The sequence below is a fragment of the Actinomycetospora sp. genome (assembly GCF_036497585.1).
Taxonomy (GTDB): domain Bacteria; phylum Actinomycetota; class Actinomycetes; order Mycobacteriales; family Pseudonocardiaceae; genus Actinomycetospora.
Map to the genome: position 1 here is coordinate 1 of NZ_DASXJD010000238.1, position 19,733 is coordinate 19,733.

Consider the following 19,733-nt stretch of genomic DNA (forward strand, 5'->3'; position numbering starts at 1 on the left):
GGCGCAGCGCACCGGCACATCCTCGCGGGGCGGGCGCCGCGGCGCCCGGCCCGGGTCACCCGCGCAGGTTCGGCCGGCCCTCCTGGTCGGCCCAGCGCTGGTCGATCCCGATGATGCTGGGCCGCCCGCGCACGATCCGCGCCACCTGCCAGATGCCGATCACCCCGAGCACCAGCCCGATGATCCAGTAGCCCAGGACGAGCGCCACGAGCGCGCCCGCGCAGATCGCCCCGACGACGATGTCGCGCAGCGCCAGCACGATGGACTTCATCGTGGCCCCCGCTCGTCGCCCGGTGGTGTCATCGGCATCACCGGCCAGTGTGCCTCGCGGACCCCCCCGACGCACGTATCGTGATCGAAGCGAGCTGGTCACCGACGGCGACATCGATCTGTGAGCGAGATCACAGTACACTCGAACGCCCGAAGCGATCACACTCGTTTGTTCCGACCGTGATCCGGATAGACTGGTGAGCCGGACTGCGCCTCGGAGCGCTGTCCGGCATCCGGATGCTCCATGCGGGCGGGCTCTCCCTCCGGGGAACCGTTCGATGGAACCGGCCAGGACTGCACGACGTCTCATCCCCGAGGCCCTGCCCCGGGAGCGACGTCGGCGTCCGGGAGACACACCCACGACGACCGAACCGTCACCGGCGTCACGGACGCCGGGACGCGCGAGCGTGCGCGCGCGTCACGACGGGCGCACGACCATGCACGCCACGGGCGCGCCGGCAGCGGACGCCCCACCGAGGAACGCACATGAGCGAGGAAAGGACAGCAGGACCCATGGACTGGGAGCGCGCGGCCTGCCGCGACCACGACCCCGAACTCTTCTTCCCCGTCGGCACCGAAGGGCCCGCGGCCGAGCAGTTGACCGCCGCCAAGTTCATCTGCGGCACCTGCCCGATCCGCTCCGCCTGCCTGCGCTGGGCGATGGACACCGGCCAGGAGGCCGGAGTCTGGGGCGGTACCTCCGAGGAGGACCGCCGCGAGATGCGGCGCGCCGGCCGGACCGGCCAGCCGCTCCCGCTGAGCGCCTGAACGCGGCTGCCGGCGCCGACACGCACGAAGGGCCCGGTTCCTGGAGCTGATCCAGGAACCGGGCCCTTCGTCGTGGCCGGTGGCCTCAGCGGCGGCCGGTGACCTTCCGCGCCGCCTCGGCGAGCACGTGGCCCCCGGTCGAGATGACCGCGCCGGTGAGGCTGAACGTGGTGCGGACCGCGAAGCCCGCGACCTGCCCGGCGATGCGCACCGGGTTGTACGAGGGCGCGGTCTGCTCCACCTGCCGGGTGGCCTCCGTCACCGACGAGTCGACCTGCCGGGCCGCCTCCCGCACCGAGGAGTCGACGCGCCGCGCCTGGGCCTCGGCCACGCTGGTGATCTTCCCGGCGACGTCGTCGCCGACGGTGTTGAGCTCGCCGTCGAGGCTCGAGCTCACCTTGTCGGCCCGCTCGGCCTGCGAGGCGGCCTTCTCGCCGGCCTCGTCGGCCGCGGCGCCCACCGTCTGGCCGGCGCGCTTGCCCGCGCGGGCGGTGTCCTTGGCGATCCGCTCCCCGGCGCGCCCGGTGGTCTCGCCGACCTGGGCGCCCGTGGTCTGCGCGATCGTGGCGGCGTCCTTGACGGCGGCCTTGGGGGCCTTGCCGTTGGTGGCCGCCTTGGCCTCCTTCGCGACGCCCTGCGCCCCGGCCTCGGCCTGCGCGGCGGCCTTCTTGCCGGAGGTCTCGGCACGGTCGGCGATCTTCTCGCCGGTGGCCTTGGCGTCGGAGGCGACGGTCTCGGCGGTCTCCTCGGCCTTGCCCGCCGCGTCCTTGCCGGTGGCGCGGGCGCCCGCCGCGGTGGCCTTGGCGGCGTTCTTGGGCGCCTCGGTGGCGGTGTCCGCGCCCGCCTTCACATTCTGCGTCTCGCGGACCTTGCCGTCTGTGCCGTACACGACCACCTTCCCGCCGCCGTCCTTGGCGACGATCTCGGTGGCTCGCGCGACGGCCTCGGCCTGCGTCGGGGCCTTGGCGCTGGCCCGCTGGGCGCCCTTTTTCAGGACCTGCCAGCCGTCGTCGGTCGGCTTCACGTCACGGTCGGCCATGGCGGTCTCCACAACTCCCTGATCTCGATGTGCTCATCGTTGCGTCGGGTCGGCGATCGTCCGTCGCCGACAGGGTCACTGTGAGTATTGCCCGCCTGCGACCTGCACAAACACGCCGGGGTGACCGGCACCACTCACCCGGTGAGCGCAGCGGTGACCTTCTCCTGCAGCTCGACGTAGCGGCGGGCGGCGTCGTCACGCACCACACCGAGCCGATCCAGCAGCTCCGCCACCGGGGAGCCCTCCGGGGCCAGCACGTCACCGTATCGGCGCACCAGCTCGGGCCCGATCACCGACGCGATCGTCGCCACCGTCGCCGACCCGGCCGCCTGGCCCCAGGCGATCGGCCCCAGCGGGGTGCACCCGAAGAACCCGCTCACCCCGGGCGTCTGCACCACCGCGAACAGCGCGCCCGCGCTGATCGCGCTCGCGCCGATCACCAGCGGGCTGCGGTGCCCGCCGGCCACGACGGTCTGCCCGAGCTGGGTCCCGACGAGCGCCGCGAGCGCCACGGTGCGGGCGCGCGCCGGGCTCCCGTACGGGGTGGCCCGGGCCTGCGCCCAGGCGAGGCTCGCCCCGCCGGCGGTCGCGAGCGCGCGCAGCGTGATCTCCCGGTTGAGCGCCTCGCCGAGCGAGGCCTCCGGGCCCTCCGCGAGCAGCGACCGGGCGTCCGAGGGCGCCGGTGCCCGCACGGCCAGGGCCAGCGAGGGCGCCAGGTCGGTGAGCAGGTTGACCAGCAGGAGCTGGCGCGCCGTCAGCGGCGAGGTGCCGGTCGTCGAGGCGCCGAGCACCGTGAAGCCGATCTCGCCGATGTTGCCCCCCACGAGCACGCCGAGCGCCTCGCGCACCGACGCCCACATGGCCCGGCCCTCCACCAGGGCGGCGAGGATCGTCTCCAGGCGGTCGTCGGTGACGACGAGGTCCGCCGCGGCCCGGGCGGCCGGGGTCCCGCGACGGCCCAGCGCGATCCCCACGTCCGCGAGCCGGATGGCCGGGGCGTCGTTGGCGCCGTCGCCGGTCATCGCGACCGTGCGACCGAGCCGCTGGAAGGCCTGCACCGCGCGCACCTTGTGGGCCGGGGTGCCCCGCGCCACGACACGCACCTTGGGCAGCACGGCGTCGAGCGCGTCGTCGTCGAGCTCGTCCATCTCCTGACCGGTGATGACGGTGCCGCCCTCGCCGAGCACGTCGAGCTCGACCGCGACCGCCTCGGCGGTGCTCGGGTGGTCACCGGTGATCATGACGACCTGGACGCCCGCGTCGCGCAGGTCGCGCACCGTCGCCTGCGACCCGGCGCGGACCGGGTCGGTGAAGCCGACGAAGCCGACGAAGGAGAGCTCGGCGACGTCGTCGTCGGTCACCTCGAGCGGCGCGTCCTCGTCCCGGTATCGATCCTCCTGGTTGGGCCACGGCTCGGACCGCTCGGCGACCGCGAGGACGCGCATGCCCTGGCCCGCGAGCAGCTCGGTGTGCTCGACGAGGCGCTGCCGGGCCTCGTCGTCGAGCGGCGTGCCGGCCCAGTCGGTGCTGCGGGCGATGACGACCTCGGGCGCGCCCTTGATCGAGAGGACCCGCTGGGGCACGCCGTCCTCGCGGGACTCCCCCAGGGTGGCGTGGTACCCGCGGCTGGGGTCGAAGTCGAGGGATGCGAGCGGCCACCAGCCGGAGCGCTTGTGCTCGGGGTCGACGTCGAAGGACTGGGCGCCGAAGACGACGGCCCGGTCGGTGAGGTGGGCGAGCCGCTCCCCCGCCTTCGGGCGCGGGGTGGCCCGCAGCGCGGCGGCGAGCACGCGGCGCTGGCGCTTGCGGAGCCGGTCGGTCGGGCGGAGCTTGATCCCGTCGGAGATGGCCGAGAGGGCGAGCTTGCCCTCGGTGAGCGTGCCGGTCTTGTCGAAGCAGAGCACGTCGACGCGGCCGACGGCCTCGATGGTCTTCGGGTTGCGCACCAGCGCGCCCTCGGCCGAGAGCCGCCGCGCCGAGGCCAGCTGGGCGGCCGAGACGATGAACGGCAGGCCCTCGGGCACCGAGGCGACCGCCAGGCTCACGCCGGCGTGCAGGTTCTGCTGCATCGGCAGGCCGCGGATCGCCCCCGCCCCGACGACGGCGCCCGCCGAGGCGAGCGCCAGCGGGGTGGTGACCTTGGTGATGCCGGAGAGGCGCTGGTCCACCCCGGCGATCGGGGCGTTGGCGCGGGCGGCCGCGGTCGAGCGCCCCACCTCGGTGGAGGAGCCGATCGCGACGACGACGGCGCGGCCCCGGCCGGTCGCGACGGTGGTGCCCTCGTAGAGCATCGAGCGCCGCTCCGCCACGGACTTCGCGATCACCGGCGCCGGCGCCTTGACCACGGGCAGCGACTCGCCGGTCAGCGAGGACTCGTCGAGCTCGAGCGCGTCGGCGCGCAGCACCCGGCAGTCGGCGGGCACCACATCGTCCGGGCCGAGTTCGACGACGTCCCCGACGACGACGTCGTCGGCGGTCACCGTCGTCGGCACCCCGTCGCGCAGCACGCGGGCCCGGGTGGAGGAGCGCTCCAGGAGGCCGGCGACGGCGCGGTCGGTGACCACGCGCTGGACACCGCCGATCAGCGCGGAGAACGCGGTGACCCCGACGACGATCGCCGCGTCGGCCACCGCGCCGATGGCCGCGGAGAGCACCGCCCCGCCGGCGAGCACCGGGGTGAGCGGGTTGTTCAGCTCGTCGAGGAAGGCGCGCCCGAGGGACGGGGCCTCCTCGGCCTCCGCGGCCGGGTCCTCCCGGGTGCGCCGTACGACCTCCGCGGCGGACAGGCCCCGCTCGGTGGTGTCCAGGCGCGTCAGCACCGTCTCGGCGGGCATGACGTGCCACGGGGTGCGGGCGATCCCCGGCACGAGCGTCTTGCGGCCCAGCTCGGAGGCCGACCAGGCCCCGGCGCCGAGCGCGACGCCCGCGGCGCCGTTGACGGCGAGCCCGGCGAGCGACGGCCCGCGCGGGGCGGTGCCCGCGGTGGCCATCGCGGCCCCGAGCGCGGTGCCGGCGCGGGCCAGGGCGACCGAGCGGCCCGACGTCGCCTTCGCGACCTTCACGGCCTCGATGAGCAGCGCCGCCGTCGTGAGGTCGTCACCGACGAGCACGTGCGCCCCCCAGGCGGGGGTCCCGTCCCCGCGGGCGACCCCGATGCCGAGGTCGGCGGCGGCGAGCGCCCGCCGCTCCCGGGAGACCACGAGCACGCCGGCGCCCTCGACCTGCAGCATGCGCACCGCCGCCGCCAGCCCCTCGCCCCCGGGGACCTCGCGGTCGACGGTGCGGCGGGTGGCGGGCACGGAGGAGTCGGCGCCGGGCAGCGGGACCGCGTCCCCGGCGTCCTCGTCGGGGGCGCCCTCCACCACCGGCTCGGGGCGGCGCGCGGGCAGCGTCGTCGCCTCGTCGGTCCCGATGACGAGGGTGAGCCCGGCCCGGCGGGCGGCCGCGCCGAGCGCCTCGGCCGCGGCGGCCGGCTCGGGCAGGGCGCCGACGACGGCGACGAGGGTCGTGTCGTCCCCGTCCGGGACGCGCCGCGACAGCCCCAGCACCACGGTCGCGCCGTCGGCGCGCAGCGCGTCGACCGCGTCGGCGACCCCGGGCTGGTCCTCCCGGCCGTCCGCCAGCGGCGCCAGCAGCCAGCCGCTCTCGTGCTCGGCGGGGCGGGAGGCGTTCGACGGGTCGAACAGCTCGTGGACCAGCGGGGTCAGCGACTCGACGCTGACGTCCGAGCCGTCCGGGGCGGTGAAGCCCTCCCCGTCCACCAGCACGAGGTCACCCAGCATCAGCGCGCCGGTGGTCAGCGCGGAGGCGTCGAGCACCACGGTGTCGATGCGGTCCATCCGACGAAGCACGGTCGGTTCGACCACCACCGCGCCGCGACGGGAGAGGACCCGGCCGAACGTCGTGGCGAAACCCTCGCGCCCCATCCGCCCGGCCTTGGGCAGCGTCGAGAGGGCCACCCCGATCGCCCGCCGCGGGCCACCCAGGGCGGCCGTCAGACCGAAGCCACCGAGCGCCGCGACCCCGACCTGGTCGCCGTGCCGCTCGATCGGGCCGTCGGGGAAGGGCACCGGACGGGCGTCGAGGGAGAGCGCGTCCTCGGGCTCGGAGAGCACCTGCTCGGGGGTGCCCATCATGCGCGGCTCGGCGCGGCTGAAGGCGTCGTCGGCGGCGCGGGTCTCGGCGATCTGCATCGCGCGGTAGGCGGCGTCCACGAGCAGACCGGTGGACCCCTGGCCCAGGCCCTGCCCGGCCGCGTTGGTGAGCGCGAGCAGGACGTCGGCGCGCTGCCGGCCGACGGCCCGTTCGACCGCGGCGCGCAGCCGGGGCTGGTGGTCGAGGAAGGAGGCCGCGGAGGCGTACTCCACCGGCAGCGGGGTGCGGCGCAGGACCGCGCCGATCCCGGCGAGCCCGAGCCCGGCCAGGTCGGCGGCGAAGGCCGTGACCGCCCGGGCGACCGGGGTCGAGGCGTGCGCGCCGGTGGGGTTGAGCAGACCGGCCTCGGTCTGCTCCTCCTGCTCCTCGAGCACCTCGACGAGGTCGAGGAGGTCGTCGGTGACGTCGTCGGACGCGACGTCGGGGCCGCCCTCGCCGTCGGCGAGCGAGACCACGACGACGCCGAGCGCGGCGTTCACCGTCGCCCAGTCCACCGCCGGGTGCGCGGTGAGCGCCTTCTCGATGGACCGCAGCAGCTCGCCGCCCGACTCGCGCGCCGTCGCGGGCACCCCGATGTGGACGCGCCCGTCCCCTCGCCACACGCGCCGCCCGCGGTACCGGGCCGGGTCGAGGGCGTCGAGCGCCGCCCGACCGATACCGAGCGGGTCGACGATCCGCCCGAGCAGGGAGCGGCACGGGCGGGTGGTCTCGTCAGCGGGCCTCATGGGGAGTGGATCTCGTCCTTTCGCAGTGCGGACACCGGCGGGCGGCGCGACGAGCCTCCCGGCGGGCGTGGACGCGGCGCGTCGTACGGGCGTGTCCTCGGACCCGCCCGCGGCGACCGGACAGCCCAGAGTAGTCGGCACCCCTCCATGCCCGATCGAGCGACAGCTTACGGAGCGACGCCCCTCCGGCGGCCGGACGAGCCGGTGACCGTCGGGTGAACGTCCTCGTGGAGAACCCGATCGGACCGGCCGGTACGCCCTCCCCGCGGGGGAGCGCGCGGAGGAGCCGGGCCGCCCAGGGCTGGGAGAGGGTCCGCAGCGCGGCCTGGCGCACGGCGGTGACGAGACGGTTGTCCGGCAGGAAGAAGTGGCGGGCACGCCGGGCCGCGGTGCGCGCGACGTCCGTGCCCGGCCGGCACTCGGCCTCCCACGCCCGCAGCGCGGCGGGGACGTCGGGCGCCTCGCCGTCGGTCACCGTGAGGTGGCGTCCCAGACTCTCCCCGCCGGTGAGCGCCAGGGCGGAGCCGTACCCCGAGTACGGCGTCGGGCACCACGCCGAGTCGCCCAGCAGCACGACGCGCCCGCGGCTCCAGCGCTCGAGGTGGATCTGGCCGACGGTGTCCGCGTGCGTGGCGCCCGCCCCCGCGACGAGCGCGAGGATCTCGGGCATCAGCCCGTGGAAGTCCCCGTAGACCGCCCGCAGCGCCGCGACGGGCCGCGTCCTCGGGGAGGTGCCGCGCGCCTGCGGGAGGTCCGCGCGGTAGGTGAAGAAGACGACCGGGTCGTGCCCGGCCATCGCCATGAGGTGGGCGCTACGGCCCGGCTCCACGGGGACCAAGAGTGGTCACCGGATGGAGAGTAGGCGTCCCGGCGCGGGCCGCCGTCGGGACCCGGACGTCGCGGAGATGACGAAGCCCCCGGACGCCGAGGCGTACGGGGGCCGTCGGGGCGAGGAGCGCCTCAGATGGTGGCGGGCTCCCAGCGGGCGAACGCGCGACAGTCGCACTGCGCGCAGTCCGTCGCGGAGTGGTAGTGCTCGTGCGCCTCGCGCGGGTGCTTGCAGGTGCAGAGGTCCACGAGCGGGATTCGGGCCAGCGAGAGCGGCATCGGGCGGCGGAGCAGGTCCGGGCGGATCGAGGTGCGGGGGTCGATGAGCTTCATGGCGAGGTGACGTCCGTGGTGGTCGCAGGGGTGGTCGACGTACATGCGGTGGCCGGGACGGACCCGGTCGCGCGGCGGAGCCCGGGCCCGCGGTGGGCGAGCTCGGACGACCCGGACCGAGCGGTGGTCTCGGCACGGGCCTTCACTGCCTCGGCCGACTCGCGGCGCACCCTGGCCAGTTCACGGCGGGTGCGCTCGAGCTCGGCCCGGGCGAGGTCCCGCTCGCGCGAGACCTCGTCCACCCGGTCCTCCAGGGAGACGACCTTCCAGGCCGCGGTGAGGGTGAGCCCCTCGTCGAAGAGCGCCCGCACCCTGGCGGCGAGGGCCAGCTGCCGGCGCGTCCAGCGCCGATGTCCACCCGACGATCTCTCCGGGCGCAGCATCTGACCCGCGTCCAGACTGCGGAGGAAGGCCGGTTGCACCCCGATGACGCCCGCGGCCTGACCGGTGGTCAGGGCGGGTAGGTCCTCGTCATCGAGGCTCTCGGCGCCCACGGCTCCGTCGCGTCCTTGCGGTCGTTCCCGGGAGACCCGGGACTGCTCGTTCTGTTGCAGACCGCGCGCGAACCTTAGTCGGGCGGCCCGGTAAAAAGTTCTACTCGCCACTGCAAATTCTGTCAACGATTCAGATGCGGGGGCACCCCGATCGGTGGGACGCGATCCGTCTTACATCTTCGAGCGAACCGGAGTGTGCCGATGCGCCGTACGGGGGAATCAGTGAGACGCTGACCGGGCGCGACGGCTGGAGGTCGACCCGTATGACGACGGTAGGCATCCCCGCGCTGCCGGACCGCCTCGCCGAGCGGTACGAGGTGGGGCCGGTGATCGGCCGCGGGGTCGGCTCGTCGGTCTTCCGCGCCCACGACACGCTGCTGGACCGCGATGCCGCGGTGAAGACGTTCCGCGTCGAGACCGACGCCCGCGCTCGCCGGGAGCTCAGCCTCCTGGCGATGATGGACCACCCGGGGCTCGTCCCGGTCTACGACGTCGACGAGCACGACGGGTGGGCCTTCGTCGTCATGGCGCTGCTCGACGGCGGGTCCCTCGCGGACCGCGTGCACGAGCACGGTGAGGCCCCGGGCGGGCTCGCCCTGCCCGACGCGCTGCGCACCGGCGGCACCGTCGCCGGTGCCCTGGACCACGTCCACCGCGCCGGGGTGCTCCACCGCGCGGTGAGCCCGGCCAACGTCCTCTACGACACCGACGGGCGGGCGCACCTCTCCGACTTCGGCGTCGCCTTCGTGGCCGACGCCCCCCGCATCACCGACACCGGACTGACCGTCGGCGCGGCGCCCTACCTCGCGCCGGAGCAGGTCCGCGGCGACCGGGCCGGGACCCGCGCCGACGTGTACGCCCTCGGGCTGGTGATCATCGAGGCCCTGACCGGACGGCGCGCCTTCCCCGGCGACCCGCTCTCCTCCGCCCAGGCCCGCCTCGAGCGGGACCCGACGGTGCCCCGCGGCCTGCCGCGCGACGTCGCCGACCTCCTCACCGCGATGACCCGCGGCGACCCCGACGCCCGGCCCGAGGCCGGCGCCGCCGCGGTTGCGCTGCGCCAGGCCCTCGTGGCGGCGGAGCCGCTCGCCGTGCCCTCGGTCCTCGCCGGCCCGGGGGTGACGACGTCGGGTCCGGCGGCGCGGACCGGCAGGCCGGTCGGGCCGTGGGCCGCGGCGCGGAACCGCCTCTCCCCTGCCCGGCGTCGCCGCACGCCCCGCGCCACCGGCACCCGGGGGCACCTGGTCCTGTCCGGGCTGGCCGCGAGCGCCCTCCTCGCGGGCACCGTCGCGCTCGCCACGTCCGGCCCGGTCGCCGAGATCGCCGCCGCCGACGCCGCGCGGCCGGCCGTCGTCGTGCCCGGCGGCGCCACCGTCGGTGCCCCCGATCCGGCCTCCTCGGCCGGGGTGCCGCCGCTCGCGGCGATGCCGTCGCAGGGCGCGTCCTCGTCGAGCACCGAGCCCACCGCCGACGCCGCGGACGCCGCCGAGCAGGCGAGCCCGGTCCGGGCCACGACCCGCGCCCCGCACTCCGCGGCGGCCCCCGTGCGGGAGGCCGCGGCCCCCGTGCACCCGACGTCGCGCACCTCGACGAAGCACCCCTCGCGCACGCCGACCACGACGACGGAGCCGGCCGACGGGAACGAGCACGACGACGAGGGCACCGACCCGACCACCACCACCCCGAAGCCCGGCGAGCTCGTCGGCGGGGCGCTGCACGGGGTCGGCGGGCTGGTGGACGGCGTCCTCGGCGGCGGCCGGCGCTGAGCGCCGGACCGTCTCAGGTCTCCACGGCCTCCACCAGCACCTCGCCGCCGGTGCCCCGCGAGTACTGCCGCACCCGCGCCTCGATCCCGGCCGGCGACGCCACCGCCCGGGCGCACGGGAAGCCGTACTTCGCGCGCACCCGCTCGCTCGCCTCGGTGAGCGCGTCGCGGCTGCGGCGGGCGAAGTCGTCGAGCGTGTAGGCCGTGCCCTCGGCGAGGTGCTCGGCGAGTACCAGCGAGGGTGAGTACACCCGTTCCCGGGTCCCGTCGGGCCAGCGCAGGCGCACGTGCATCTCCGGCATGTCCGGGGATGCTGCCGTGTGGATGTGACGACGACGTGTCCCGAGGGAGCTCAGGAGCCCGGGGGCAGCGGCTGCCCCGGCGTGGCGCGGCAGGGCGCGCCCCAGATCCCGCGCCCGGCGTCGGCGGCGTCCGACTGCTCGCGGGCGAACACCGGCGCGTACCAGAGCCTGCGGTCGGTGTCGGCGGTGACGACACCGGCGAGCAGCGCCGCGTCGGTGAAGTTCAGCTGGGTCGAGAGCACCACGTAGGCCAGCCGCCGGCCATGCTCGTCGAGCGCGGGCACCGTCGGGTCCGGGACGAGCGTGACGGCCTGGCCGGAGAGCCGCTGGTCGGCGAAGCGCAGCGCCGCGGACGCGCCGCACTCCGCGGTGGCGCGGTCGGGGCCGACGGGACGCGGGGCGGTGATCCCCAGGATCGAGACGACCTGCTCGGCGCCGTCGATGCGCACCACCACCTCGTCGCCGGAGTCCACCCGCACGATTTGCCCGAGCAGGGTGGGGTGGGTCTCGGACACGCCGCCCGGGGACGGGGCGGCCGGGGACGTGGCCCCCGACGCCGAGGTGGCCGACGCCGGGGCGGCCGCGGCGGCTACGGACGCGGCCCCGCCGCCCGGTGCGGTGAGGCGCCCGACGAGGAGCCCGACGGCGAGCAGCACGACGCCGGCCAGCGCGGCGAGCAGCAGCGGGAGGCGGCGCCGCCACGGTCGCGGAGCGACCGCGTGGTGCGCGCCGGTGGTGGGCCCGGGGGTCCGTCCACCTCCGCCGTGCGAGCCCATCACGCACCTCCGTGTCCCTCGCCGGGGTCGACCTACTTCCCCAGGTTCCGCGCGGGCGAACCCCGGATCCGGGGCCGCCCGGGTGATCGAGGGTGGTGGACGGGTGGCCCGGGCACCCCGGGGCGGGCGAAGAACCTGATCAACAAGCCCGCGGACGTGGTGCGCGAGGCGCTCGAGGGCGTGGCCCGCGCGACCACCGGCGCCGCGCTCGTCGAGGGCACGACTAGAGGGCGAGCGTCCGGACGTCGAGGCGGCGCAGCACCCGGTCGGCCACCTCCGGGTCGGTGCCGGGCTCGCCGCGCGCCGCGACCACCTCGCGCCGCGCCGCCGCGAGGGCGACCGCCTGCAGCCGGGACCACTGGTCGCGGCGGCGCTTGAGGCGGGCGAGCCGCTCGCGGTAGTCCTCGTCGCGCTCGCCGTCGCCGTCCTCCGGGCGGGGCGCGTCGTCGCCGGACAGCGCGGGCCCCGCCCGGGCGAACCGGCTGCGGAGCTCGTCGAGCACCTGCTCGCCCTGCTCGTCGTCGATCCCCAGCGCCTCCCGGTCGACCGCACCCAGCTCGTCGAGCGCGGCCCGCCGGGCGCGGGCGGCGAGGCGGCGCTCGGCCTCGGCCGCGGTGTCGGAGTCCTCGCGGAGCCCGAGCGCTCGCACGAGCACGGGCAGCGTCAGGCCCGGCCCCACCAGCGTCACCACCAGGACCGAGCAGGCGACGATGACCAGCTCGGCGCGGTCGGGGAACGGGGCACCCGAGGGCAGCGTCGTCGGGAGGGCGAGCGCGAGGGCCAGCGTCGCGAGGCCCCGCATCCCGGACCAGGCGAGCACGATCGCCTCCCCCACCGTGGCGGGGACCGCGCGCTCGGCGGGGGTCGGGCGACCGACGCGGATGCTCAGCAGCGCGAGCAGCATCCACACCGCCCGCACCCCGACGACGACGGCGCAGACGATCCCGGCGTGGGCGAGGACCGTGCCGAGCGACCGGTCGGCCTGCAGGACGACGGCGCGCAGCTCGAGCCCGATGAGCGCGAACGCCACCCCGGTCACGAGCATCTCGACCACGGCCCAGAAGGCCGAGCCGGTCAGGCGTGCCAGCGACGCGTCGGCGTCGGAGTGCTCGCGCATCTGCAGGGCGGCCACGACGACGGCGATCACCCCGGAGGCGCCGAGCGCGTCGGCGGCCAGGTACACCGCGAACGGCAGCACCAGGGTCAGGCCGTTGCTGGCGACGACGTCCGTGAGCCGGTCGAGGAGCCGGCGCGCGACCCAGGCCGCGGCGAACCCGATCGCGACGGCGACCGCGGCGCCGTAGAGGAAGCCCAGGGTCAGCCCGAGCGGCCCGAGCTGGCCGCCGGCGAGCGTGGCGGACACCGCGGTCTGGAAGACCACCAGCGCGATGGCGTCGTTGAAGAGGCCCTCGCTCTGCAGCGTCGCCACCAGCCGCCGGGGCACGCGCAACGGGCCGGCCACCGCCTCGACGGCGACGGGGTCGGGCGGCGCGACCGCCGCGCCGAGCGCCAGGGCGGCCGCCACCCCGGCGCCGGTGAGCGCGACGAAGGTGCCCGCGACAGCGGCGATCGTGGCGAGGACGAGCCCGATCGCGAGGAACGCGATCGTGCGCCAGCGCAGCCGGAAGAGTGCCCAAGAGGTGCGCTGCGCGGTGGCGTAGAGCAGTGGCGGCAGGAACAGCGGGAGGATGAGGTCCGGCTCGATGTCGGGCGGGTCGATTCCGGGGACGAACGCCGCGGCCGCGCCGAGCAGGAGCAGCAGTACCGGCCACGGCAGGCGCAGCCGGTCACCGGCGCCCGCGAGCAGCACCGCCGCCAGCATGGCGCCCACGACGACGAGAAGCACGGCCACCGGACGACCCTGCCAGACCCGGGGCTCCCGACGACGGAGGTCCGGGACACGGCATGCTGGGCGCGTGCCGAACTTCGGGGACTTCGTGAACCGCGCGGTGCAGGTCGGGCTGGACCTGCTGACGTCATCGTCGGACGGCGACGGCGGCCGCCGGCAGCCCGCGGGCCCGCCGCCCCCGCTGCCCGACGGGGCGGGGCGGGGCGTGCGGACGGTGGCGTCCTCGGAGCGCGCCCGCGAGATCGTCTACGCGCCCGACATGGACGGCGCCGCCGACCCCGGCGAGATCGTGTGGACCTGGGTGCCGTTCGAGGAGGACGCCTCGCAGGGCAAGGACCGCCCGGTGCTCGTCGTCGCGCGGGCCGCCGGGGCCGGGGAGCTGCTCGGGCTGATGCTGTCCTCGCAGGGCCACCGCGCCGACGACGCGAACTGGCTGCCGATCGGCTCCGGGCCCTGGGACCGCGAGGGGCGGGACTCCTACGTACGCCTGGACCGGGTGCTCGAGGTCCCCGAGCACGGCATTCGCCGCGAGGGCGCGATCATGCCGAAGGACCGGTTCGACGCGGTGGCGGGTGAGCTGCGGTCCTCGTACGGCTGGCGATAGGTGCGCTTCGCGCACGTGAGCACTTTCCGGGGCTATAGCACCGGAAAGTGCTCACAGGCGCGAAGCGCACCTATGCCAGCGTGAACCAGGCCAGGCAGGCCGCGCCGGCGACGATGCAGTAGACGCCGAACGGGCGCATCGAGCGGTGCTCGAAGTAGTGCGTCAGGAACCGCACCGACAGGTAGGCGCCGACGCCGGAGAGCACGCTGCCCAGCAGCACCTGGCCGCGGATACCGTCGCCCTCGGGCCCGACGAGGTCGCCGAGCTTGAGCACCCCCGCCGCGAGGATCACCGGGGTCGCGAGCAGGAACGCGAAGCGCGCCGCGTCCTCGTGCGACAGCTTCGAGAGCAGCCCGGCGCCGATCGTCGCGCCCGAGCGGCTGATCCCCGGCAGCAGCGCGAGGATCTGCGCGGCGCCGATGAGCACGGCGGTGAGCAGCGGGAGCTTCGCGACGCGGGCGTCCGACTGCTCCTCGGCGGTGAGCGGGGTGGCCACCCCGACGCCGCCCTGCCCCGGGCGCATCACCTCGGTCGGCGCGTCGAGCCGCACGGTCGGCGCCTCGAGGGCGCCCGCGTCCGGGCCGGAGTGCGCTCCGCCCGCGCCCCGGCGACGGACGAGTCCCTCCACGGCGAGGAGAAGGACACCGTTGATCATGAGGAACACCGCGGTGGGCACCGGCTTGGCGAGCAGTGTCCGGAAGACGTGGTCGAGCACCAGCCCGGCCAGCCCGACCGGGATCGTCGCGAGCACGAGCAGCCACGCGAGGCGCTGGTCGGCGGTCTCGACCCGGCGGTCGCGGATGCTGGTGAACAGCCCCCGCAGGATCCGGATCCAGTCCCGCCAGAAGTAGACGATCATCGCCAGGGCCGTCGCGACGTGCAGGCCGACGATGAACGCCAGGTACGGCGAGTCCGGGGCCGACACGTCGAGGTCCCGCGCCCACGACCCGCCGATCACGGCGGGCAGCAGGATGGAATGCCCCAGACTGGACACCGGGAACAGTTCGGCCACGCCCTGCAGGGCCCCGATGACGGCGGCCTCGAGCCAGCTCAGATGTGCCGACACCCGCGACCCCCTCGTCCGTGCCTCGTCGCGTCACGCATCGGGAGGAAAGGCTAACGACGCCGCCCGGCCCGCGCGGTGACCGGGCGGGCCGCGCTCCGTCCGGGTCCATGCAGGTCAGCGGCGTCCTCGCCCGGGGCAAAGGCGAGGTCAATCCCGGGGATCCGCCACGGAAGAGAGGGTGGGTCGGCGACGACCTCGGCCGAAAAGGTTGCTAATGTGACCCGGTCGGATCACGACCCGGTCACGCTCCCCGCGCTCCCCCGACCGGGCCATCCGGAAGAAGGTGACCCCGCACCATGACCGCTGCCTACGGTGCCTCCGGCCCCCGGAGCGTTGGCCTGCTGGCCGCCAACCCCGTCACGACCGTGCTGGGCCTGGCCGCCGGAGCCGTCGGCGCCGCCGTCGTCGGGACCCAGGCCGCCCAGGGCGACCTGCCCGACCTGCCCTCGGCCGCCACCGTCACCGCCGACCTGCACCTCACCGCGGGCGCGGCCCCGGCCGCCTCCTCGGCGAAGTCCGTCGTGGCGCCGGTCAGCGCCGAGCCGACGTCCGCCGCGGCGACGGTGCCCGAGCTCACCAAGGCCGCCGGGATGGCCCACCAGGGTCAGAAGGTCGACGCCGCGATCGCACGCTTCGAGTCGAAGATCGGCTCGAGCCAGTACGAGGACTACTGCGAGCGGGCCGTCGAGAACGCCTTCGGCACCCAGGGGCACTACGCAAGCGCGATCGACGACTGGGAGTCCCAGCAGCAGCACAGGGACTGGCAGGACGCCCCCCGCGGCGCGATGGTCTTCTACGACACCTCCTCCGACGGCCACGTCGCGCTCTCGCTCGGTGACGGCCGCGTGGTGTCCTCGAGTGCCCACCACCAGGTCGGGATCGTCCCGGTCGGCTACTTCCAGCACCCGCTGGGCTGGGCCTACGCCCCGTACTGATCTTCTCCGCACCGTCGGCCCCCTCGGTTATCGTCATCGCCGCCACGAGGGAGGTGGGCGACGGTGACCGGAGTGTCGAGCGCATCCACCGCGCCGCCCCCCGCGCGCACGCCTCCCGGCGCGGGTGCTGACGAGGGCGCGCCCGGGCCCGCGCCCCGCCGCCTCGCCGAGGTGCGCGAGCTGGCGCGCGGCACCCGGGTCGGGCGGCTCGCGACGGCCGCCGCGCTCACCCTGGTGCTGATCCTGCTCGCCGGGGTGCTGGCGCTGGTCGCGACGCTGCGCACGCAGGCGGCGAGCCAGGACGTCACCACCCGCAGCGGGCCCCTCACTGCGGCCGCCCAGGAGCTCTACCGCGCCATCTCCGACGCCGACGCGAGCGCGGGCCAGGGCTTCCTGCTCGGCGCCGGGGAGCCCGAGTCGCTGCGGCTGCGCTACCAGACCGACCTCGCGGCGGCCGGGCGCGCGCTCGCCGTCGTCGGCTCCGCCTCGGGCAGCGGCGGGGGCGACGCCGCGACCGGTCCGGTCGCCACCCTCACCTCCGGGCTGCCGGTGTACGCCGGGCTGGTCGAGACCGCCCGGACGGCCGACCGGCAGGGCCTCACCTACGGGTCGGCCTACCTGCGCGAGGCGTCGTCGTTCCTGCAGACCACGCTGCTGCCGGCCGCGCAGGAGACCTACGACGCGCAGGCGGCCGCGCTCTCGGACGACCAGGCGGTCGCCGACGGCGGGGTGTGGACGCTGCTCGCATTGGTCGCGGTGGTCGGCGCGCTCGTCGCGCTCTGGCTCCTGCACCGGCGCATCGCCCGCACCACGAAACGGCGGCTGACGCCGGGCGTCGCGCTGGCGGGCGCGGCGGTCGGCCTGATGCTCGTGTGGGGCGTGGTCGCGCTCGGGCTCTGTGCCGCGTTCACCGCCTCCGCCCGCGAGGGCGGGTCGGACCCGAACCGCGAGCTGGTGGCGGCCCGGTTCGCGGTGCTGCAGTCGCGCAGCGACGAGGTGCTCACCCTGGTCGCGCGCTCCACCGGCGGCGACTACGAGCAGGACTACGTGCGGCGCAGCATCGCGCTCCACGGCTGGCAGGGCCTGCTCGACCGCGCCCGCGACGAGGCGGGCCCCGGGCCGGTCGCCGACGATGCGACCACCGCGCAGACGGTGGGCCGCCAGGGCATCACCGTGCACGAGCTGGCCCGCACCCTCGACGTCTCCGGCGACTACGACGGCGCGGTGGCGCTCGCCCTCGCCACCGGCCCGGGCGGCGGGCAGGGCACGGTCCAGCAGGTCGAGGACGCCCTCGACCACGCGATCACGACGACCGCCGATACCGCCTCGTCGGACGCCGCGGCCGCCGACGCCGCGACGACGCTGCTGGCGTTCGGGGTCGTCGTGCTCACCCTGCTCGCCGCCGCAGGGCTCGCCGTCGGGGTGTGGCCGCGGCTGCAGGAGTACCGGTGACGACGCGGCGCGCGGCGGCCGCCCTCGTCGCCCTGCTCGCGCTGACGGCGCTCCTCGCGGGGTGCTCCTCGACGGCCGCACCGGCCCCGGTCCAGCCGGTGCGGCCGGTGCCCTCCGGCACCACGGTCGTCGCGGGTGCGCCGCCCGCGGCCCCCGACACCAGCTGCGGCGATCCGAGGACGAGCCTCACCCCGACGCCCGAGCCGCCCCCCGGCGCGATGCCCGCCGGCACGGCGATGGCGCGGATCGTCGCGCGCGGCGCGCTGATCGTGGGGATCGACCAGAGCACGGTGCCGCTGAGCTACCGCGATCCGCGCTCCGGGGCGCTGACCGGGCTCGACGTGCGCATCGCCCAGGAGATGGCCCGGGCGATCTTCGGCGACCCGAACCGCATCCGGTTCCGCATCGAGAACTCCTCGCAGCGCATCCCGAACCTGCTCTCCGGGCAGGTCGACATGGTGGTGCAGGCGATGACGGTGACGTGCGAGCGCAAGCGGCAGATCGGGATGTCGTCGGTGTACTACGACGCCGCGCAGCGGATCGCCGTCCCCGCGGTGTCGCCGGTGACGAGCATCGCCGAGCTCGGCGGACGGCCGGTCTGCACGATCACCGGGACGACGTCGATCACGACGCTGCGCGCCGTGCGGGGCGCGAACGGGCAGCCGCCCGTGGTGGTCGGCGTCCCGCAGAACAGCGACTGCCTCGTGCTGCTCCAGCAGGGCCAGGTCGACGCCGCCACCACCGACGACACGATCCTCGCCGGCTACGCCCTGGAGGACCGGCGCGTCGCGGTCCGGGGCGCGCCGCTGGCCTCCGAGCCCTACGGCATCGGGGTGGCCCCGCAGAACACCGACCTGCTGCGCTTCACCAACTCCGTCCTCGACCGCATCAAGGCCGACGGGACGTGGGCGGCGATCGTCGCGGCGACGTTCGGGGGGACCCCGGCCCCTCCCCCACCCGGGCAGTACGCGGGATGAGTGCCGTGACGCCCGACCGCGCCGGCCTGGACGCCGACCTGGACGCCGCGCGGGACGCCGTCGCCCGGGCCTCCGCCTCGCTGGTCGACCTCGAGGGCCACCCGGGGTACGGCCTGCTCCAGCCGGGGGGGTTCACCGGGATCTCGGCCCGCCGCCGCGAGGAGACGCTCGCGACGGTGGCCGAGCTGCACCGCGACCTCGCCCTCTACCGCCGGGCCGTGGACGCGGCGGTCCAGGCGCGCGGCACCCGGACCAGACCCTCCGCCGACGAGCTCACGGCCACCCAGGAGGCGCTGCACGGCGAGTCGGTCACCGTCGCCGAGGAGGCCGTGCCGCTGCAGCGCCGGGGACTGCTCGGCCCGACCTCGCAGGTCACGCGGACGAGCGCGGACGCCCTGCTCGCGCGGATGACCGCGGCGTTCGACGCCGTGAGCCGGGTGGCGGCGGACGTCGCGTCGGTCTGGGACGCGGTCGCCGCGCAGCTCGGGCCGGTGGAGCGGGCGCTCGACGCGCTGCGGGCCGAGGCGACGGGGCTCCCGGGTGACGCCGCCGACGTCGCGGCGCTCGCCGCCCGGCTCGAGACGCTGCGCGCGGAGGTGCTCACCGACCCGCTCGCCCACACCGGCAGCGCGGCCCCCGTCCCCGCCGCGGCCCTGGCCGCCCTCGGCGCGGACGTCGACCGCGCCCGGGAGGAGGTGCGGGAGGCCCGCGCGCTGCGCAGCGGCCTCGACGAGCGGGTCGCCGACCTCACCGCCCGCATCGACGGGCTGGCCGCCCTCGAGTCCGCGGCGGCGGACGTGGCCGCGCAGGTCGCGCGGCTCGTCGTCGCGGTGCCCGGGCTGCCGGTGCCCGCGCGCCGGGCGCCCGCGCTGCGCAGCGCCGTCCGCGACGCGCACGCGCTGGCGCGGGACGGACGCTGGGACGCGGCCTCGACGGCGTTCGCGGGGGTGGCGCAGGACGTGGACGCCGCCCGAGAGCGGGCCGAGGCCGACCGGGCGGTGCTCGGGGGTCTGCTCGACCGCCGGGCCGAGCTGCGGGGCCGCCTGGGCGCGCTGCGCGCGAAGGCCGGGGCCCGCGGGCGGGGCGAGGACCTCGCGCTCGACACGCTGCACACCCGCGCCCAGGACCTGCTGTGGACCGCGCCGTGCGACCTCGCGGCGGCGACGGTCGCGGTCCGGGCGTACCAACGGGGGCTGGAGGAGGGCACATGACGCGCGCGTGCACCCGCCCCGGCTGCGACGGGGAGATCGAGGACGACGGCTTCTGCGACACCTGTGGTCGGGCCCCGGAGGCCGTCGGGGCACCGGCGAGCGCGCCCGCGACCGGGCCGGCGACCGCAGCCGGTGGGCCCCCGACGGCGGGCGGGCCGGCGACGGCCGCGGGCGGGCCGGCGAC

At 76.4% G+C, this 19,733-nt stretch carries 18 protein-coding genes; 8 read left to right on the forward strand and 10 right to left on the reverse strand.

What is annotated here, in order from left to right:
* Positions 1–55: 55 nt before the first annotated feature.
* On the reverse strand, positions 56–271 hold the full coding sequence (locus VGH76_RS24960) for a hypothetical protein (protein ID WP_331559456.1): 216 nt from the start codon (positions 269–271) through the stop codon (positions 56–58).
* A gap of 512 nt (positions 272–783) precedes the next feature.
* Between VGH76_RS24960 and VGH76_RS24965 the strand changes: the two genes are divergently transcribed.
* A complete protein-coding gene (locus VGH76_RS24965; RefSeq protein ID WP_331559458.1) occupies positions 784–1,038 on the forward strand; it encodes a WhiB family transcriptional regulator in 255 nt (84 codons plus the stop codon).
* A gap of 85 nt (positions 1,039–1,123) precedes the next feature.
* Here VGH76_RS24965 and VGH76_RS24970 read toward each other — a convergent pair whose 3' ends face one another.
* The 5 genes from VGH76_RS24970 to VGH76_RS24990 all read right to left on the reverse strand — a co-directional run bounded on the left by VGH76_RS24970 (position 1,124) and on the right by VGH76_RS24990 (position 8,612).
* The gene (locus tag VGH76_RS24970) at positions 1,124–2,077 is read right to left on the reverse strand and encodes a DUF2188 domain-containing protein (RefSeq protein WP_331559459.1); all 954 of its coding nucleotides are present in this window, start codon (positions 2,075–2,077) and stop codon (positions 1,124–1,126) included.
* 134 nt (positions 2,078–2,211) lie between these two features.
* Complete coding sequence (locus VGH76_RS24975) at positions 2,212–6,957, reverse strand: cation-translocating P-type ATPase (RefSeq protein ID WP_331559460.1); 4,746 nt, start codon at positions 6,955–6,957, stop codon at positions 2,212–2,214.
* Positions 6,944–7,786: a hypothetical protein gene (locus tag VGH76_RS24980; RefSeq protein ID WP_331559461.1), complete on the reverse strand. Its 843-nt coding sequence runs from the start codon at positions 7,784–7,786 to the stop codon at positions 6,944–6,946. The genes VGH76_RS24975 and VGH76_RS24980 overlap by 14 nt, the downstream gene beginning before the upstream one ends.
* A gap of 131 nt (positions 7,787–7,917) precedes the next feature.
* Positions 7,918–8,118: a hypothetical protein gene (locus VGH76_RS24985; RefSeq protein WP_331559462.1), complete on the reverse strand. Its 201-nt coding sequence runs from the start codon at positions 8,116–8,118 to the stop codon at positions 7,918–7,920.
* Positions 8,115–8,612, reverse strand: a complete 498-nt coding sequence (locus VGH76_RS24990; protein ID WP_331559463.1) for a MerR family transcriptional regulator — start codon at positions 8,610–8,612, stop codon at positions 8,115–8,117. The genes VGH76_RS24985 and VGH76_RS24990 overlap by 4 nt, the downstream gene beginning before the upstream one ends.
* Positions 8,613–8,875: 263 nt before the next feature.
* Here VGH76_RS24990 and VGH76_RS24995 point away from each other — a divergent pair, with 263 nt between their 5' ends.
* Positions 8,876–10,378, forward strand: coding sequence for a serine/threonine-protein kinase (locus VGH76_RS24995; RefSeq protein WP_331559464.1), 1,503 nt, complete (start codon positions 8,876–8,878; stop codon positions 10,376–10,378).
* A 13-nt stretch (positions 10,379–10,391) separates the two neighbouring features.
* Here the strand turns inward: VGH76_RS24995 and VGH76_RS25000 are convergent, their stop codons facing one another.
* The 3 genes from VGH76_RS25000 to VGH76_RS25010 form a co-directional block, all read right to left on the reverse strand.
* Entirely contained in the window at positions 10,392–10,679 is a 288-nt protein-coding gene (locus VGH76_RS25000) for an MSMEG_0570 family nitrogen starvation response protein (RefSeq protein WP_331559465.1), read from the reverse strand.
* Between the two features lie 50 nt (positions 10,680–10,729).
* Positions 10,730–11,455 (reverse strand): thermonuclease family protein, encoded by a 726-nt coding sequence (locus VGH76_RS25005; protein WP_331559466.1) that lies wholly within the window; start codon positions 11,453–11,455, stop codon positions 10,730–10,732.
* A 223-nt stretch (positions 11,456–11,678) separates the two neighbouring features.
* The gene (locus VGH76_RS25010; RefSeq protein WP_331559467.1) at positions 11,679–13,307 is read right to left on the reverse strand and encodes a cation:proton antiporter; all 1,629 of its coding nucleotides are present in this window, start codon (positions 13,305–13,307) and stop codon (positions 11,679–11,681) included.
* Positions 13,308–13,371: 64 nt separating this feature from the next.
* Here VGH76_RS25010 and VGH76_RS25015 point away from each other — a divergent pair, with 64 nt between their 5' ends.
* Complete coding sequence (locus VGH76_RS25015; protein ID WP_331559468.1) at positions 13,372–13,908, forward strand: type II toxin-antitoxin system PemK/MazF family toxin; 537 nt, start codon at positions 13,372–13,374, stop codon at positions 13,906–13,908.
* A gap of 70 nt (positions 13,909–13,978) precedes the next feature.
* On the opposite strand, the gene VGH76_RS25020 is transcribed toward VGH76_RS25015, so the two are convergent.
* Positions 13,979–14,974, reverse strand: a complete 996-nt coding sequence (locus VGH76_RS25020) for an undecaprenyl-diphosphate phosphatase (protein ID WP_331559469.1) — start codon at positions 14,972–14,974, stop codon at positions 13,979–13,981.
* 296 nt (positions 14,975–15,270) lie between these two features.
* Between VGH76_RS25020 and VGH76_RS25025 the strand changes: the two genes are divergently transcribed.
* From VGH76_RS25025 to VGH76_RS25045, 5 genes are all read left to right on the forward strand, one after another.
* Positions 15,271–15,909: a hypothetical protein gene (locus tag VGH76_RS25025; RefSeq protein WP_331559470.1), complete on the forward strand. Its 639-nt coding sequence runs from the start codon at positions 15,271–15,273 to the stop codon at positions 15,907–15,909.
* A gap of 63 nt (positions 15,910–15,972) precedes the next feature.
* Complete coding sequence (locus tag VGH76_RS25030) at positions 15,973–17,361, forward strand: hypothetical protein (RefSeq protein WP_331559471.1); 1,389 nt, start codon at positions 15,973–15,975, stop codon at positions 17,359–17,361.
* Positions 17,358–18,338, forward strand: coding sequence for a glutamate ABC transporter substrate-binding protein (locus VGH76_RS25035; RefSeq protein WP_331559472.1), 981 nt, complete (start codon positions 17,358–17,360; stop codon positions 18,336–18,338). The genes VGH76_RS25030 and VGH76_RS25035 overlap by 4 nt, the downstream gene beginning before the upstream one ends.
* Positions 18,335–19,549: a hypothetical protein gene (locus VGH76_RS25040; protein ID WP_331559473.1), complete on the forward strand. Its 1,215-nt coding sequence runs from the start codon at positions 18,335–18,337 to the stop codon at positions 19,547–19,549. The genes VGH76_RS25035 and VGH76_RS25040 overlap by 4 nt, the downstream gene beginning before the upstream one ends.
* Positions 19,546–19,733 (forward strand): hypothetical protein (locus VGH76_RS25045; protein WP_331559474.1); only part of this gene is annotated, 188 nt, incomplete at its 3' end. The genes VGH76_RS25040 and VGH76_RS25045, both read left to right, overlap by 4 nt.